The sequence below is a fragment of the Achromobacter sp. GW823-FHT04E03 genome (assembly GCF_058796095.1).
On record NZ_JBXAIJ010000001.1, the window covers coordinates 665,151 to 681,307 of the forward strand.

The following is a 16,157-nucleotide window of genomic DNA, read 5'->3' on the forward strand; positions in this document are numbered from 1 at the left end:
GGGTTGGGTTTTGTCTACGACTGCCACTTGGTCACATCCCTACAGGTCATCAATGCGCGGTATGCCGGATGAGCGCGGGGAAAAGGGACAAGGGCGTAGCGGCAAAGTTGTAAGCGAGTGAAACCAGGCGGCTTTCAGCGCGTCAGGGTGACCCAGTAGGCGGTACGCGTGACGACGCGCAGATCCAGGGTCTTGGCCACGACGGCAAGTAGCGCGTCGGTGTCTTGCAGGCGGAATACGCCAGATACCCGCAGGCCGCCCACCGCCGGGTCGCAGCGCAATACGCCGCGCCGGTAGCGCGAGACCTCGGCCAGCAACGCGTCCAGGCGCATGTTGTCGGCTTCGAGGACGCCGCGCGTCCATCCTGGCGCGTCTGACCTGGCCTGGGCGTTCGGCAGAAAGGCATTGGCGGTGAAGCGCACCGACTCGCCGGCATTGAAGATCCGCTCCGGACTGCCATTCCCGAGGGTGACGGCGACGCGATGTTCCAGCACGGTCAGCTCGGTCTGGGCGTCGCCATCGTCCAGTTGCCGGACGACAAAACGGGTGCCCAAGGCACGCAAGCGGCCCTGGGGAGTCTCCACGATAAAGGGCCGCGCCCTGCCCGCCGGGTCGGCGGCCGTGCGCACATAGATTTCGCCGCCGCGCAGGTGCAGCAGGCGCATTTCGTCGGAGTAGCCCACCTCCATGGCCGTATCGGTATTCAGATGGACCTGGCTGCCGTCGGCCAGCCGCAGGTCCTGGTTTTCGCCCACCGCCGTGCGATAGGCGCCTGCCGGCTCCGCATACAGGCGGTAGGTCAGCAAGGCGGCGGGCGCGGCAACCCCCAGGACCGCCAGCGTACGCAGCACGGCGCGCCGGCTGACCTGCGACGGGCGCGTCAAGAGCGGCACGCCCACCGAGGCCGGCACCGTGTCGAACTGCTGCATCAGGCGCTGGGCGCGTTGCCAGGCAAGCTCGCGTTCGGGATGGCCATGGCGCCAGCGTTCGAAGGCGGCGTGATCCGCCGGTCCGGCCTCGCCGGAATGCAGGCGCACGAGCCAGCGGGCGGCTTCCCGTATGACGGAGGCGTCTAGCGGTTTGGATTCGGCGGCGGCCATGGGTCAGGAATCCAGCATGGTCAGGCAGATTTCGAAGCCCTGGGCCATGTAGCGCCTCACCGTGCGGTCGCTCAAGCCGGTGCGGGCGGCGATTTCGACGTAGGTGAGCCCTTCCAGTTGCGACAGGACGAACACCTCGCGCGCCTGGGGCGCCAGATTGCCGAGCATGCGGTCCAACTGTTGCAGCGCTTGCTGCACGCCCAGCAGCATCTCGGGCGAGGCTTCCAATTCGGGCGGCAGCGCGGCCAAGGCCTCGAGCCAGGCGCGTTCCAGCGAGCGGCGGCGCCAGTGATCGTTGAGCAGCCCCCGCGCGATGGTGGTCAGATAGGCCCTGGGCTGGCGCAGCGTGCGGACTTCCTCGGGATGGCGCAGCACGCGCAGAAAGGTGTCGTGCGCGAAGTCCGCGGCCTCATCGCCATGGCCGAGGCGATGCCGCCACCATTGGCAGAGCCAGTCGTAGTGGTTTTCGCAGAGTAGCTGGAGCGGCTGTAGGGGCTTGGACATGCTCGAACGCCCCCGATAGGCAGCGCGATGACACGGAATGGCGGCCTGGCCGGATTCAGCCCGGCGGCCAGCGGGGCTAAATGATACCAAGAACCGTTCGCAGTATCGAATCGCGCGGAGCCCTGCGGGGCGTTCAGAACGGCACCATCACCTTCAACGTGCCGCGATGGCTTTGTATGTGGGACGAAAAATCCCCGTCGTACTGCAACCGGAAGTCCAGGCCGCCCGCGTTGGATACCTGCAGGCCCGCGCCGATGCGGCCGATGACGTCGTCCATGGGCACCGAGGTCTCGAAGGCGCCCGAGCCTGCCGGCGCGCCCTGCAAGCGCGACTTGACCGTGTACTCGTCCTTGGACAGGAACGACACGCCGCCATACATGTAGGGGCGCATGGTTGCGCCGTTCTTCAGCGCCACCTTGCCGCCCAGTTCCAGCGTCGGCGACAGGGCCATGACGAATTCATTGCTGCTTTCCACGTCCAGATGCAGGGCGTCGCGGGATTCGCTGTAGCCGGGCATGTGGGTGTAGGACGCGTCCACGTCCACATAGGGTTTCAGGTAAACGTGTTCCCCGGCGTAGGTGCGCGCGATGCGCAGGCGCAAGGCCGCGCCGTAGACGTCCAGGTCCGCGTCGGCCGTGCTTTGCATGCCGGGGATGCGGATGCTGCGGTTGATGTCGTACTGGCCGTAGCCGCCGCCCAGGGCCGCGGACAGGGTCCAGGGTCCGGTTTCGCGCTTGACCACCACGCCGGCATAACCGCTGTCGCCCTTGCCGCTGACCCGTCCGTCGTCGCCGCTCAGATGGCTGTTTTGGTAGGCAACGGACCCGCCCAGGAACCAGCCCGGACTGACCTGGCGCTGGCCGCCGAACTGGTAGGTGACGCCATCGAACGAAAATCCGGAGACCCCGCCGTCGCCGTCCTGGTTGGTATTGATGCCGGACACCTGGCCCCACAGGCAATCCTGCTCGCCGGTCAGCGCGTCGCCGCCCTGGAATGCCGGGCACGACATCATGGCGCCGGTAAAGCGCGCCATGCTGGCCTGCATCTGCGCGGCAGGCGCCACGGTGACGCCGGCCGACAGGTCGGACAGCCGGTTCGAATAGGTGTCGGCGCTTTCGCGGGAGGCCATGTCCAGCGCCGCGAACAAGGACGCCATGGCGGCGTTGCCACCCAGGTTCCAGGCGCCTTGCAGATGATTCGCAACCGAGCGCTGATTGGCGGCCAATTGCATGGACGGCGCGGCGAAGTCGGCCTGCGTTGCGCGCACGCGCACGTTCTTGCCGTCCAGCCTGGCGTCGTAGTCGATCACCGGGCTGTCCTTGGCAACGGGGCTGCCTTGCACATCGCCTTGCAGCGTCGCCACGGTGACTTCGTGATCGGGCAGCAAGGTGATGGGCTGGACATTGACCTGGCCGTTCAGGCGGGTATCGCCCTGCACCACCATGCTCGGCGATTTGAGGTTGGCGAAGTCCACGTCCGCCTGCAGCAGGCCGCCGGCCTGCAGGTTGAAATTCCCCGTAACCGTGAGCGTGTCGAAGGCGCCGGACCTGCCTATGGCGACCAGCCCCGCGTTGTCGATGTTGGCCTGATAAAGCGTGGCGTCGCTCAGGGTGCCGCTGGCGGCGTTCCAGACGTTGCAGGCGATGCCGCCCGCGCCGCCGCCGCATTCGATGTTGCCCAGCACGGTCCCCGCATTGTTGACGGACAGGCTGGCGCCGGGGGCGCTGGCCAGGAAGCTCACGGTCTTGGCCTGCTGCAGGGCGGCGCCGTCGTAGCGTACGGCGCTGCCGCCTGCGCCGGCGATGATCATGCCCGCCGAGCCCACGGTCAGCGTGTTCTGCTTGTCGCCCACGATCCAGACGCCATATGCGCCCGCGCCGGTGCCGCTGCTGACCGAACCGTCGACGGTGACCGCGACCTGGCCCGAACCTTGCGGACCGGCGCTTTGCGCAAAGATGCCGGTGGCGCCGGCGCCGGTGGCGGCGATGCTGCCGCTCTGCGTCAGCGTGACGTTCCCGCCGGTTCCCGTACTGCCCGCGCCTGCCGTGCTGCCGGCGAAGCCGCCGGCGGCATTGCCGCCCAGCCCGCCCCCGCCGCCGATGGATTGGGCGATCACGCCGAAGGCGTAGGCCCCCTGGGTCGTGATGTTGCTGGCGACATTGAGGTTAACCGCGCCGCCGTTGCCGTTGCCACCCGTCTGGCCGCTGCCTGGGGTCCAGCCGCCCGAGTCCAGCTGCAAGCCCTTGCTGGTGTCGCCCGCGATGCCTCCGCCGCCGCCGATGGACTGGGCGATCAGGCCATGTGAGCCCGCGCCGCTGGTGCTGATGTGGCTGCCGGCATTCAAGGTCAGGGTCACGGCGCCGCCGTCGCCCGCCGCGCCGCCGCGCCCGCCCAGCGACACGCCAGACAGGTTGCTGGCGTCGCCCGCGCCGCCCAGCCCGCCGCCGCCGCCGATCGATTGGGCCAGCACGCCATAGGCGCGTGCGCCTTGCGTGGTGGCGGCGATGCCGGTGGCGACGTCGATGGCGCCGCCCGAGCCGGACAAGCCGCCGTTGCCGCCCACTGCGACGCTCATGGAATGGCTGTCCTGCTGCAGCTTGGAGCTGCTGTTGCCCGCGCCGGCCGTGCCGCCGCCTCCGCCGATAGATTGCATCGCCAGCGCCGGGGAGTCGTCGCCCGCGGTCTGGACATTCAGCCAGCTTCCGCCGCCAGAGGTCAGGATGTTGCCGCCGTTGCCGGCCACGCCGCCTGTGCCGCCAAACGAGGCGCCGACGGTGATGGTGCCTTGGGCCTGGTCCGAGCCATCGCCGCCCTGCCCGCCGCCGCCGCCGATCGATTGCAGCAGCACGCCATAGGCGTTGTAGCCGGTGGTGGCGATGTTGTTGCCATGGTCGTCGTCGAAGAGGAAGCTCAGGACGCCGCCATTGCCGCCGGCGCCGCCGCTGCCGCCCACGCCGATGATCGCGTTGGCCTTGATCTTGCTGCCCGAGGCGCTGGACGATCCGCCCACGCCGCCGCCCCCGCCTATGGATTGGGCCACCAGGCCGTCGGCCCAGTCGCCGGCGGTGGCGATCTTGCCCGCGTAGTTCACGGTGACGTTGCCGCCATGGCCGCCCGTGCCGCCGGTGCCGCCCACGTCCACGCCGAATTGATACGTGCTGTTTTCGTCGTCGAGCCGTTCCTTGTTGTCGCTGTGATTGCCGATGCGGTCCAGGATGGGATAGGACGAGGCGTCGGCGCCCAGCGATCCGCCCAGCCCGCCGCCGCCGCCGATCGATTGCAGCAGCACGCCATCGGCGTCGCCGCCTTCGGTGCGGATGGCGCCTTGCAATGTCGCATTGATGCTGCCGCCAGTGGCGCCGGAACCGCCGGTCGCGCCCAGGCCCACCTGCAGACGGGCTGACGGACGCTCTTCGGCGCTGCCAGCCACATTCAGAGTGCCGCCCTGCGAGGCCCCGCCGCCGCCGCCGATGGACTGCGCCACGATGCCGCGCGAACCCGAGCCCAGCGTGCGGATGGCGAAGTTGGGATTCAGCGTCACGTCCACATTGCCGCCGGTGCCGCCCGAGCCGCCGGTACCGCCCAGGGCCAGGGTCAGCTTGACGTTAGTGGGCCCGCCGTGGGTGTAGGCGTTGCTGCTGCCGACCCCGCCGTTGCCGCCGCCTCCGCCTATGGATTGCGCCAGCACGCCATTGGCGTAGTCGCCATAGGTCACGATGGTGGATGCCGGAGGGACGCGCACGCCAGGCGGGGTCAGCAACGACGGCGGCATGCCGACATAGGCGCCGTTGGCATCGCCCAGGCTCACGCCCACCGCGCCGCCGTTGCCGCCTGCCGAACCGGAACCGCCCAGCGTCATGCCGGCCGACAGCGAGATCGTGGTCGCATCGCCCAGCACGGTGGATAGCACGGACGAATCGCCGCCATTGCCGCCGCCGCCGCCGATGGACTGGGCCATCACGGCGTGGGAGCCGTCGCCCAAGGTGGCGACCGTGGAACCGTTGCTGAGGTTGACCTGGGTGACGCACGCGCCATCCCCCGGCGGGCAGGCGCTGCCGCCCGCCCCGCCGCTGCCGCCCACCGCGGCTTCGAAATTGAACGCCAGGGACGCGCCCTCGCCGGTGGGTACCGCCACCACCAGGTCGCTGGCGCTGGAGCTGCCGCCATTGCCGCCGCCTCCGCCTATGGTCTGCGCCAGGATGCCGAAGGAATCGTTGGGCGCGTAGGTCGAGGGATCGATGTTCGGGCTGGCGTAATCCATGCCGGTGGCGACGTGGGAACCGCTCAGGTTCACGATGGAGGAATAGCCGGTGCCGCCCGAGCCGCCGCTGCCGCCCAACACCACCGCGGCATTGAAGCCCACCGTGACGTCGTAATAGCTGGCGTCGCCGCCGTTGCCGCCGCCTCCGCCTATGGATTGGGCCAGGATGCCGGCCGAGTGGGCGCCGCCGGTGCTGATGTTGAGGTTGCTGTAGCCCACCTTGACCTCGGCGGCATTGCCGCCGGCGCCGCCGCTACCGCCCAATTGCAGCGCCGCGAAGGATGCCACGCTGGCGTTCTTGACGCTGCCGCCCGTGCCGCCGCCGCCGCCAATGCTTTGCGCGATGATGCCGGGTGCGTAGTTGCCGTGGGTGGTGAGGTTCGCGGTCGAGTACGTCAATGTGCCGTCGCAGCCGCCCTGGTTGCTCATGCAGACCGTGCCGCCGTTGCCGCCGCCGCTGGCGCTGCCGCCGATCGCCACCGACACGCCCACCGATGCGGTGAAGGTATCGCCGCCGTTGCCGCCGCCGCCGCCCACGGACTGGGCCAGCACGCCTGCGCCGAACTGGCCGGCGGTCTGGATCGAGCCCAGGTCCTGGATGACGACGTTGCCGCCCGCCCCGCCGCCCGCGCCGCCGCCGCCCACGCCCAGCACGCCGATACTGTCGCCGCCGCTGCCGCCGCCGCCGCCGATGGACTGGGCCACCAGGCCGATGGCGGCGTTGCCGGCCGTCGTGATGGAGCCGGTATTGCCGATCACCACCGTGCTGCCCGACGAGCCGGTGGCCCCGGCCGAGCTGCCGCCTACGCTGAGCAGGCCAGTGGCGCTGCCCGAGGCCCCGCCGCCGCCGCCGATGGACTGGCCTATCATGCCGTGCGAGTTGTAGCCCGAGGTGGCGATGGACCCCGTGTTGCTCAGGGTGACCTGGCCGGCCGCGCCGCCGCCCGCGCCGTCCCCGCCCAAGGAAACCAGTTCGGCCGTGTCCGCGCCGCCCGCCCCGCCGCTGCCGGCAATGGACTGGGCCAGCACGCCGTAGGCGTGGTCGCCGACAGTGGTGACCGTGGCGCCTGTCGCCACATTGACCGCGCCAGCGTTGCCGCCATTGCCGCCATTGCCGCCCTGGCCACCCAACACCGACACGAAGTCGCTGCCCGTGCCGCCGCCGCCGCCGACCGACTGCGCCACGATGCCGGTGGAAAAATTGCCCGTCGTGCTGATGGCGCTGCCGCTGGCGGTGGAAATGTTGACGGCGCTGGCGTTGCCGCCAAACCCGCCGCCCCCGCCCTGCCCGGCCAGCTTGGTGCTGTCGGTGCCGTCGCCGCCCTGCCCGCCCAGGCTTTGCGCCGCCAGGCCGGGCAGGTTGTCGCCGCGGGTCGCGACGCTGCCGCCCTGATAGAGATTGATCGCCACGGCGCCGCCCGCGCCGCCATTGCCGCCGGAATGGTCCTTGTCCGGGCCTTTGCCGCCCTTGCCGCCGATGGCGCGGGCGGCAACGCCGGCGCCCTGCACGGTCGCGCCGGCCGCCGAACCGGCCACGTCCAGCAGCACCGAGCCGTTCACGTCCACCGTCACCTTCTGGGTCCAGGTGTCGGAGTTGCCGCCGCCATTGCCGCCGTTATCGCTGTTGTCGGTCGACGCGGTGCCGTCGCCGCCTATGCTTTGCGCGTAGATGCCAAAGACCGTGGCGCTGTCAAAAACCTGCCAATAGCTGTTGGCCTGGCCCTGGTGCGTCACTTGCACGGTGCCGCCGGTGCCCGCATTGCCGTTGTTGTAGCCGCCCATGCCGCCCACGGAATTCGCGTAGATGGCAGCTCCGTTGGCATAGGTGCGCAGCCGCGTGGCGCTGCTGCCCAGGTTGATGGCGCCGGTGTTGCTGACCGTGACCGTGCTGGCGTTGCCGCCATTGCCGCCCACCTGGTCGCCGTATTCCAGCGTCGGATCGTTCTGGTCGCCGCCGGCCCCGCCCAGGGCCCGCGCGTTGATGCCGTACAGGCCTTGGCGCGGCGTGGGCAGGGAACCGGACATCGTCAGGTTGCCGGAATTGGTCACGGTGACGTTCTGGCCCAGTCCGCCGTGTCCGCCGTTCGAGTCGTTGTTGTCGTTGGTGGGGTCGCCGATGCCGCCGGACGAGACTGCCATGATCAGGCTGTTGAAATTGCTGAGCGCCGTGCCGTTGAGCGCGATGTCGCCCGTGCTGGATACGGTAATGTGGCCGCCGTCTCCTGCCGTGCCTTCGTCCACGCCGTCGCCGCCGCGCGATATGGCCGTGACCACGCCCACCGGGTTCAGCCGGGTCTGGTTCTCGTCGGCGTTGTAGTTGCCCGAGGACGTGACCGACACGTCCGGTCCGTTCTGGCCGTTCTTTTCGTTGTCATGGTCTACGCCGCTGTCGCCCTCGCAGATGGCCTGGGCGCTTGGGTAGTTGCCGGACGGCACGTTCAGGGTGGGGCCGCCTGCGCATGCATAGCCGGCCTGTGCGCCGCCCGCTACGCTCCAGGCGCAGGCGCCCAGCGCGGACGCGATGGCCAGCCGCAACGTGTTCTGCCGCAGCAGGGGAAAAGGCAGACTGGGGCTGTGCGCCGGGCGTGATGAGGGCTTCATGGATGAGCGGATTCTTGTGACCCGAGCGCGGTTTACCCGGGTCGGCGGGCGCGCGCTCAGTAGTAACTGGCAAAGTTTCGCCACTAGAATCCGCAGGCAGCGCACCTCGCGCAACTTTTTTTCGACGAATCAGTGCTTTTTTTCGACGAAATCCGCAAAGAAAACCACACTGTTACCGCTTGCGCGGCCACAAATGTAAGTAAAGATTGAATGCGGCGTAGAGCCGCCGGCCGGCCGTGTCAGGGGCGCGCTCGCGTCCGCCTGGCGCCGTCCGAAGATGCCAGCAGCATCTGCCCTTTGGGTGTCAGGACAACCACCGGTTCGACATCCGCGCGGCGGGGAACGTCCACCAGCCCGTTGGCGGTCGCGTCTTCCCAGGCGGACAGGCGCGGACACGAACTGCGCCAGGCGTCCATGGTCTGCGCATAGGTGCGCGGCCGTTCGGCGATCCAGGCCAGGAATTGCAGCAGGTTGCCGAGCTGGGACGTGCCGGCCTGCAACATGGAACTATCGTCATCTGTCTTCATCGCCATGCACTCCCAACCTGGATGTAAAAGGCGTTCTGGTCCTTGCTGTGGGCGATGTCTATCCCCACCGCCAATCCCAGCTTGGCGGCTATCAGATACCGGAAGCCTGTGCCGATGCTGACGACATTGGTGGAATCGGCAAAGGATTTCCAGTTTCCGTAGGCCTTGCCCACGCCGCTGAACCCCAGTATGGACCAGCGCGGGGTGGCGTCCCAGCGCAATTCTGTTTCGAAGGTCAGCGCGTCGCGGTCCTGGTAGCGGCCCCGCGCCACGCCGCGCAGGTCGACGTAAGGCTGGGCGTAGAACGGCACCGTGCCGCGCGTGAACTGGCCGTCGCCCCGCAGGCCCAGGGTCCAGCGCGGGGCCAGCGGCAGCCAGGTGTAGCCGCGCGTGCGGTAGCTTTCGAAGGCCTGGTCGCTGCCCAGCCAGCTGCGCGAAAACTGGGCCTCCAACTCGGCATAGCTGCCCCTGTTGGGATAGAACATATTGTCGCGCGTGTCATAGTCCACCACCACGCCGGCCTTGCCGATGCGGCCCGCCAATTCGGCCTTGGACAGTTCGCCAGCCTGGCTGCCGGTGAACCGGGTGTTCGAGCGGAAATAGGTATAGCGCGGACCGACGTACCAGGGCGTGTCGCCCACCCGGGCCAGGACCTGCTGCATCAGGAAGGTGCCCTTCACCTTGTAGCTGCGTCCGTGGCTGGAGGCGCCGTAGTACTCCAGGTTTGCGCGTCCCTGGGCCAGCGCGCCCAGGTAGCGGTAGCGGTCGGCGTCCCAGCTGCGGAAATGGAACAGCGCGCCGCCGCGCGTGCCGTTTTCGGTGGCCATGGCGCCAATGCCGGTGACATTGGGCGGCGCCTTGCTTTTGCCTTCCGGCTGGCCCTGGGAGGCGGCCTCACCCGCCGGTTCGGAGAAGTACAGCAGCATCACGCCGCCGCCATAGCCCACTGCGGGCTCGGTGATGATCACGGGTACCGGCAGCGCGCCGTTCTGGCGCAACAGGAAGTCGCCCATGTCCAGGCCGCCGCCGTCCGCGTCCACGTCGGCGTCCGCTTGCGCCAACGCCGCGCCCATGAAAGCCGGGCCCGTGCACAGCAGGATCAGGATCTGCCTGGCCAGTCGCGGCCAGGTGACCGGATGGCCCCGGGGTGCCGCGCCGCCCTTGGCGGGCAAGGCCCCGCTGGAGGCGCTGTCTCGGGCGTGTCTGCATTCCTGGCGCACGGAGTCCTTCCCCGTTGTAGTGCCGCAGTCCGGCGATGTCGGGCGGCTCGCAAGAATGAGACTGGAGCCGCGCGTTCAGTCGTGCACCGCCGATGATGACACGGCGCCGGATCTTGCGCACTACTTCCGCCACCGCTGCCTAGACCGCGAGCCTGCGCATCGTCAGCGCGACGACCGCCGTGGCGACTAGCTGCATGCCGGCCACGACGTACAGGCCGGCGGCCACGCCGCCCGTCCATTCCTTGAGCCAGCCCATCATGAACGGCGTGGCGAAGCCGGCCAGGTTGCCGACCGAATTGATGAAGGCGATGCCGCCCGCCGCGGCGGTGCCGGTCAGGAATGCCGCCGGGATGGCCCAGAAGACGGGGAACGCCCCCAGCACGCCGATGGCGGCGATGCTCAAGGCGCCCATCGCCAGCACGGGGCTGCCGATGTAGGCGCCGGTCAAGGACAGGCCGACCGCGCCGACCAGGGTGGCGCCGGCGCAATGCAAGCGGCGTTCGCGGGTGGAGTCGGAATGGGCGCCGTTGATCACCATCGCGGCCGTGCCCAGGATGAACGGGATGGCCGACAACAGGCCTATGTTCAGCGCGCCTTGCACGCCCAGCTCGCGCACGATGGAAGGCATCCAGAACGCCAGCGTCGCATTGCCGCCGACGATGCAGAAGTACGCCGCGGTGCACAGCCACAAGGCAGGCAGGCGCAGGGCCTGGGCGAAGCTGGCGTGTTTGCCGGGGTCCAGGCGTTCACTGTCCAGCTCGGCCGTCAGCGCGGCCTTTTCCGCCGCGCTGAGCCAGCGCGCCTGCTGGGGGCGGTCCGGCAGATAGGCCAGCACCACCAGTCCGGCGATCACCGAAGGAATGCCTTCCAGCACGAACAGCCATTGCCAGTTGCGCAGCGGCGCCACCCCGTCCATGCCGCTCATGATGAGTCCGGCTATCGGCCCGCCGACGATGCCGGCGATGCCGAACGATGTCATGAACCAGCCATTGATGCGCCCTCGCCTGCCTGCCGGTATCCAGTACGTCAAATAAAGCATGACGCCGGGGAAGAAGCCCGCTTCGAAGGCGCCCAGCAGAAAGCGCAGGACATAGAAGGAGGTGGGCGTGGTCACGAACGCCATCGCCATCGAGGTCAGGCCCCACAGGATCGTGATGCGGGCCAGCGTCTTGCGCGCGCCGATGCGTTGCAGCAGCAGGTTGCTGGGCACTTCGAAGATGAAGTAGCCGATGAAGAAGATGCCCGCCCCCAGGCCGTACACCGCTTCGCTGAAGCGCAGGTCCTGCAGCATCTGCAGCTTGGCGAAGCCCACGTTGACGCGGTCGATCCACGCCAGCAGGAACAGGAAGATCAGGAAGGGAATGAGGCGCCAGGCGACCTTGCGGTGCATCTGGCCAGGATCGGCGGCCGGCGCGGCGCCGTGTGCGGGCGCGGACAGGGGTTGCGGTGAAACAGCATCCATAGCGGGTTCCTCGGTGGAGCGGATCAGGGGAGCGCCCTAGCCCGCCGATACCGGGGCAAGGTTACGCGAGCAGATGTTTTTGTCTGCTATAAATATATTTTGCCATTATGAAAAAATACAATAATCAGGATTAACCCGCGGTGGCCGCCGCGGGGCGAGGTCCGCCGCCGCGTCTTCAGGCCAACAGGTTCTTGGGCAGCGCGGCGATGAAGGACGCGAAGCTGGTGGCGCCCTGCCCGGGGCTCATGTGCTGCGTCATGACCGCGGCCGCGCGCGCCGGGTCCTGCGCCTGGATGGCTTCGAGCAGTTGGCCATGCTGTTCCCATGACGAGGCCAGGCGGCCGAAAGCGGAAAAGGCGTGCAGCCGGTAGGCGCCGGTGCGCGACCGCATGCGCAGGATCTCCTGGCGCAGATAGGGATTGCGGGCGCCCAGGTACAGGGCATCGTGGAAGCGCCGGTTGTGTTCCTGCCAGGCGTCGGTGTCCTCGCGCCGCACCACGGCCGCGGCGCGTTCATGGATGGCTGCCAGCTCGTCGCGTTCGGCGGGCGTCATGCGTTCGCAGGCCAGGCGCGCGCCTATGCCTTCCAGCTCCGCCAACAGCTCCCACATCGCCAGCAACTGGGCCACGTCCATCTTCGCCACCACCATGCCGCCACGCGGCAGGCTGGCCACCAGCCCTTGCGCCTGCAACTGCAGCAGCGCCTCGCGCACCGGCGTGCGGGAGACGTCGTAGGTCTGCATCAGCATCTGTTCATCGACCGGATCTCCCGGCAGCAGGCTGCCATCGCGGATGGACTCTTCGACTGACAGGCGGATGCGCTCAGCGGCTTTCATGGCGGACTCCGGTGTAGGGGGTAAGAAAATTCACGCTAGGCATAGTATTTTCTTGACTTCTATAAATATATTTATGAGACTAGACTTTTATTTTAACGAGCAAAACGCGGCAGGAGGTAATGAGCATGGAAGACTCGCCCAAGCAGGAATGGCAGGCCTGGGTCGCCCTGGCCTGCAAGACGCATGGCCTGGCGGTACCAGTGGAGACGCAAGCGGCGGTCGCACGCACGCTTTTGCGCCTTGCCGCCGTGCAGGCCGAGATCGACGGCTGCGGGGACGACGATGCCTGATTCTCTGCTGCATCTTTCCGTGGCCGACATGCGTCGAAACTACGCCCAGGCCGCGCCCGGCGCACGCGTGGCATTGGTCTCGACCCAGGCTGCGGCGTTCCAGCGCCGGGCGGCCGACCTGCACTGCGTCACGCGCACCTATCAACCCTCTGCGCTGACCGTGCGTCCGGGCGGCCTGCTTGAAGGCGTGGCCTTGGCGCACAAGGATGCCTTCCAGACCGGCATGCACGCCCCGGGGCGCGGGCGGCCGTTGCGCGACGAAGCCCCAGGGCCGATGGCCACGGCGCTGCGCCGCTTGCAGGAACACGGCGCGCTGAACCTGGGCGCGCTGGCGATGGCCGAGCATGCCTGCGGCGCGACGGCCGAGAACCCCCACGGCGCGCCGCTGGCCAATCCGCTGGACGCCGCCGCCGCGGTGGGCGGATCGTCCAGCGGTTGTGCGGTCGCGGTGGCGGCAGGCCTGGTCCCCGCGACGCTGGGCACAGATACGGCCGGCTCTGTGCGCATGCCGGCCGCGACCTGCGGCCTGGTGGGACTCAAGCCGACTCCGGGGGCGATCCCGGCCGACGGCGTGGCGGCCTTGGCGCCTACCTTGGACACGGTGGGCGTGATGGGCCGCAGCGCGCTGGATGCGGCCTGCGTCTACGCCGCGTTGCTGCCAACGCCGCCAACCGCGTCCGCGTTGCCCGCGGACATGGCGCTGATCGAACGGGAACTATCCAGGCCGCGGCGTTGGAGGCTGGCCTCGACGCTGGCGACTGCCGGAGCGCGCGCCGACGTGGCAGAGACGATGGCGCGATTCGAACGCGGCCTGCCCGATCCGCAACGCATCGGCTTGCGCCCCGCGCCCGACCTGGACCGCTTGAACCGTCTGGCGCAGATCGTGCTCCATGCCGAAGCCGCCGCCACGCTCGCGGGCAGCGTGCGCCGTGAATTGGCCTCGCTGGCGCCGGCCACCCAGGCCATCGCGCTGCCGGGCTGGGCCATGCCAGCGGTCTGGTATCGCCATGCCTTGTCGCAGATCACGCCATTGCGCGCCGCTTTCCTCGCCACCTATCTGGCCGACGCGGACCTGCTGCTTACCCCCTGCCTGCCGCAAGGCGTGCCGGACCGTGCGGCGGTCACCACCAGCAGCCCCGATTTCGATCCGCGCGCCCTCGGCGCGCTGCACCGCCATCACGCCTACCTCAACTACCTGGGCCTGCCGGCGCTGGTCCTGCCCGTCGGCATCGATGCGCAAGGCCGCCCCGTCTGCGTGCAAGCGGTCGGCGCCCCCGGCAGCGAAGCCCTGCTGCTGGCCTTTGCGCATCAGTTCGCCCTGCCCTTTTCCGACATCCTGCAACGCTAATCCACGGACTCATCATGGCCAGAATCAATGCCTCCCCCACTCTTGCGCGCTTTCGCGTGCTGGACCTTTCTCGCGTGCGCGCCGGCCCGACCTGCGTGCGCATCCTGGCCGACTTCGGCGCGGACGTGATCCGCATCGAACCGCCGGCAGGGATCGATCCCAATGAAGCCATGTTCGCCGCCGACCGTACCGGCGGCGACTTCCAGAACCTGAACCGCAACAAGCGGTCGATGACGCTGAACCTGAAGAAGCCCGAAGGCCTGGCCGTATTCAAGCAGCTGGTGGCCACGGCCGACGTGGTGGTGGAAAACTGGCGGCCCGACGTCAAGGCGCGCCTTGGGGTGGACTACGACACCCTGCGCGCCATCAATCCCCGCATCATCCTGGCCAGCATTTCCGGCTTTGGCCAGGACGGTCCCTATGCGGACCGGCCAGGCTTTGACCAGATCATCCAGGGCATGGGCGGGCTCATGTCGGTCACGGGTTTTGCCGGCGGCGGTCCGCTGCGCGCGGGGCTCGCGGTCGCAGATTGCGGCACCGGCATCTATGCCGCGGTCGGCGTCCTGCTGGCCCTGCTGGAGCGCGAACACTCCGGCGTGGGCCAATGGGTCCACAGTTCCCTGCTGCACACGCAGATCGCGCTGATGGACTTCCAGGCTGCGCGCTATCTGAACGACGGCGACACGCCGGTGCAGGCAGGCAATGACCATCCGACCAGCAGCCCGATGGGGCTGTTCGAGGCCAGCGACGGCGCGTTCAACCTGGGCGCGTCCGGCGAAGGCAACTGGCGCCGCCTGTGCGAGTGCCTGGATGCGCCGCAATGGCTGGAAGACCCGCGCTACGCGACCGAGAAGTTGCGCGTGGCGAACCGGGGTGCGCTCAATGAATCCCTGGCGCAGCGCTTTAGCCAACAGAGCGTCGCGCACTGGGTTGGCCTGCTGAACCGCGCCGGGGTGCCTGCAGGCCCGGTCTACAGCATTCCGCAGGTATTCGAGGACGAACAGGTGCGCCACCTGGGCGTGGCGCAGCCGGTTGCCGACGATGCCGGACACCAGTACCGGCTGATCTCGCAGCCCGTGGCCTTGACGCGCACGCCCGCCCAGATCAAGCGGCCCGCGCCAGGCTGGGGCGAGCACACCCGCGAAATGCTCGCGGAGATGGGCTATGCCGCGGACGACATCGAGCGCCTGTATGAAGAGGGCGTGGTATGAGCGGCGGCCAGATCCAGGTGGATTTCCAGGACGGCATTGCAACCCTGACGGTCTGCCATCCCGAACGGCGCAACGCGATGACGCTGGACATGTGGCTGCAGTTGGCTGCAGCGCTGAGTGAACTCGACGGCGCCGAGGTCCGGGTGCTGGCGCTGACCGGCGCCGGTACCCGGGCCTTCGTGTCCGGGGCCGACATCAGCGAGTTCGACCAGGCCCGCGACGGCGCGGCCGCGGTCGCCCGGTACAACCAGGCGGTGGCGGATGCGCAGCAATTGCTGGCGGACTTCGCCGCGCCTACCGTTGCGCTGATACAAGGCGCCTGCATGGGCGGCGGCATCGGCCTGGCGCTGGCCTGCGACCTGCGCTATGCCAGCGCCAGCGCCCGCTTCCGCATGCCGGCCGCAAGATTGGGGCTGGGCTACTCCTATGCCGACATGCGCAGGCTGGCGGGCGTGGTGGGCGCGGCGTCCGCCTTCGACCTGTTCTATACCGCCCGCATCCTTGACGCCGAGCAGGCCGAACGCCGCGGCCTGGTCCACGAACGGTACGCCGACGACGATTTCGTCCGCCAGTCGCAGGCCCGGGTGCGCGCCATCGCCGCCAATGCGCCCCTCTCCCTGCGCGCGGCAAAGGCAGCCATACTGGCGACCATGAATCCGCCCGCGCCCGCGCAGCTCGATGCGATCGACGCCCTGGTGGCCCGGTGCTTCGCCAGCGAGGACTACGCCGAAGGCCGGCGGGCGTTCGCCGAAAAACGCGACCCGGTCTTCCTTGGCCGCTGAGCCGTCTTTGAACCAT

11 protein-coding genes are annotated in these 16,157 nt (G+C 68.8%); 4 read left to right on the forward strand and 7 right to left on the reverse strand.

The features are described 5' to 3' along the window. Positions 1–134 precede the first annotated feature (134 nt). The 7 genes from AC1RHV_RS03105 to AC1RHV_RS03135 all read right to left on the reverse strand — a co-directional run bounded on the left by AC1RHV_RS03105 (position 135) and on the right by AC1RHV_RS03135 (position 12,510). Positions 135–1,100: a FecR domain-containing protein gene (locus AC1RHV_RS03105; RefSeq protein WP_119452098.1), complete on the reverse strand. Its 966-nt coding sequence runs from the start codon at positions 1,098–1,100 to the stop codon at positions 135–137. Between the two features lie 3 nt (positions 1,101–1,103). Then, positions 1,104–1,604 carry a sigma-70 family RNA polymerase sigma factor gene (locus tag AC1RHV_RS03110; protein WP_492299703.1) on the reverse strand — a complete coding sequence of 167 codons (501 nt, stop codon included), beginning with the start codon at positions 1,602–1,604 and terminating at the stop codon, positions 1,104–1,106. Positions 1,605–1,737: 133 nt separating this feature from the next. Further along, on the reverse strand, positions 1,738–8,466 hold the full coding sequence (locus AC1RHV_RS03115) for an autotransporter outer membrane beta-barrel domain-containing protein (RefSeq protein ID WP_492299704.1): 6,729 nt from the start codon (positions 8,464–8,466) through the stop codon (positions 1,738–1,740). A 239-nt stretch (positions 8,467–8,705) separates the two neighbouring features. Beyond that, the gene (locus tag AC1RHV_RS03120; protein ID WP_492299705.1) at positions 8,706–8,993 is read right to left on the reverse strand and encodes a hypothetical protein; all 288 of its coding nucleotides are present in this window, start codon (positions 8,991–8,993) and stop codon (positions 8,706–8,708) included. Further along, positions 8,990–10,066, reverse strand: a complete 1,077-nt coding sequence (locus tag AC1RHV_RS03125; protein ID WP_492300783.1) for a BamA/TamA family outer membrane protein — start codon at positions 10,064–10,066, stop codon at positions 8,990–8,992. The genes AC1RHV_RS03120 and AC1RHV_RS03125 overlap by 4 nt, the downstream gene beginning before the upstream one ends. Positions 10,067–10,352: 286 nt before the next feature. Further along, the gene (locus AC1RHV_RS03130; protein ID WP_054454400.1) at positions 10,353–11,675 is read right to left on the reverse strand and encodes an MFS transporter; all 1,323 of its coding nucleotides are present in this window, start codon (positions 11,673–11,675) and stop codon (positions 10,353–10,355) included. A gap of 175 nt (positions 11,676–11,850) precedes the next feature. Continuing rightward, the gene (locus AC1RHV_RS03135) at positions 11,851–12,510 is read right to left on the reverse strand and encodes a GntR family transcriptional regulator (protein WP_054454398.1); all 660 of its coding nucleotides are present in this window, start codon (positions 12,508–12,510) and stop codon (positions 11,851–11,853) included. 119 nt (positions 12,511–12,629) lie between these two features. On the opposite strand from AC1RHV_RS03135, the gene AC1RHV_RS03140 reads away from it, so the two are divergent. From AC1RHV_RS03140 to AC1RHV_RS03155, 4 genes are read left to right on the forward strand one after another with little or no spacing between them, the layout of a single operon-like run. After that, positions 12,630–12,800, forward strand: coding sequence for a hypothetical protein (locus AC1RHV_RS03140; RefSeq protein WP_156337376.1), 171 nt, complete (start codon positions 12,630–12,632; stop codon positions 12,798–12,800). Further along, entirely contained in the window at positions 12,793–14,148 is a 1,356-nt protein-coding gene (locus AC1RHV_RS03145; RefSeq protein ID WP_492299706.1) for an amidase, read from the forward strand. Before AC1RHV_RS03140 ends, AC1RHV_RS03145 begins: the two co-directional genes overlap by 8 nt. Before the next feature lie 14 nt (positions 14,149–14,162). Continuing rightward, complete coding sequence (locus AC1RHV_RS03150) at positions 14,163–15,359, forward strand: CaiB/BaiF CoA transferase family protein (protein WP_492299707.1); 1,197 nt, start codon at positions 14,163–14,165, stop codon at positions 15,357–15,359. Next, a complete protein-coding gene (locus AC1RHV_RS03155; RefSeq protein ID WP_313389224.1) occupies positions 15,356–16,141 on the forward strand; it encodes an enoyl-CoA hydratase in 786 nt (261 codons plus the stop codon). Before AC1RHV_RS03150 ends, AC1RHV_RS03155 begins: the two co-directional genes overlap by 4 nt. The last annotated feature ends 16 nt before the right edge of the window (positions 16,142–16,157 follow it).

Bases quoted from the DNA above. Each gene is read 5' to 3' on its own strand.
- AC1RHV_RS03105 (WP_119452098.1), bottom strand. From the start codon at position 1,100: ATGGCCGCCGCCGAATCCAAACCGCTAGACGCCTCCGTCATACGGGAA.
- AC1RHV_RS03110 (WP_492299703.1), bottom strand. From the start codon at position 1,604: ATGTCCAAGCCCCTACAGCCGCTCCAGCTACTCTGCGAAAACCACTAC.
- AC1RHV_RS03115 (WP_492299704.1), bottom strand. From the start codon at position 8,466: ATGAAGCCCTCATCACGCCCGGCGCACAGCCCCAGTCTGCCTTTTCCC.
- AC1RHV_RS03120 (WP_492299705.1), bottom strand. From the start codon at position 8,993: ATGAAGACAGATGACGATAGTTCCATGTTGCAGGCCGGCACGTCCCAG.
- AC1RHV_RS03125 (WP_492300783.1), bottom strand. From the start codon at position 10,066: ATGGGCGCGGCGTTGGCGCAAGCGGACGCCGACGTGGACGCGGACGGC.
- AC1RHV_RS03130 (WP_054454400.1), bottom strand. From the start codon at position 11,675: ATGGATGCTGTTTCACCGCAACCCCTGTCCGCGCCCGCACACGGCGCC.
- AC1RHV_RS03135 (WP_054454398.1), bottom strand. From the start codon at position 12,510: ATGAAAGCCGCTGAGCGCATCCGCCTGTCAGTCGAAGAGTCCATCCGC.
- AC1RHV_RS03140 (WP_156337376.1), top strand. From the start codon at position 12,630: ATGAGCATGGAAGACTCGCCCAAGCAGGAATGGCAGGCCTGGGTCGCC.
- AC1RHV_RS03145 (WP_492299706.1), top strand. From the start codon at position 12,793: ATGCCTGATTCTCTGCTGCATCTTTCCGTGGCCGACATGCGTCGAAAC.
- AC1RHV_RS03150 (WP_492299707.1), top strand. From the start codon at position 14,163: ATGGCCAGAATCAATGCCTCCCCCACTCTTGCGCGCTTTCGCGTGCTG.
- AC1RHV_RS03155 (WP_313389224.1), top strand. From the start codon at position 15,356: ATGAGCGGCGGCCAGATCCAGGTGGATTTCCAGGACGGCATTGCAACC.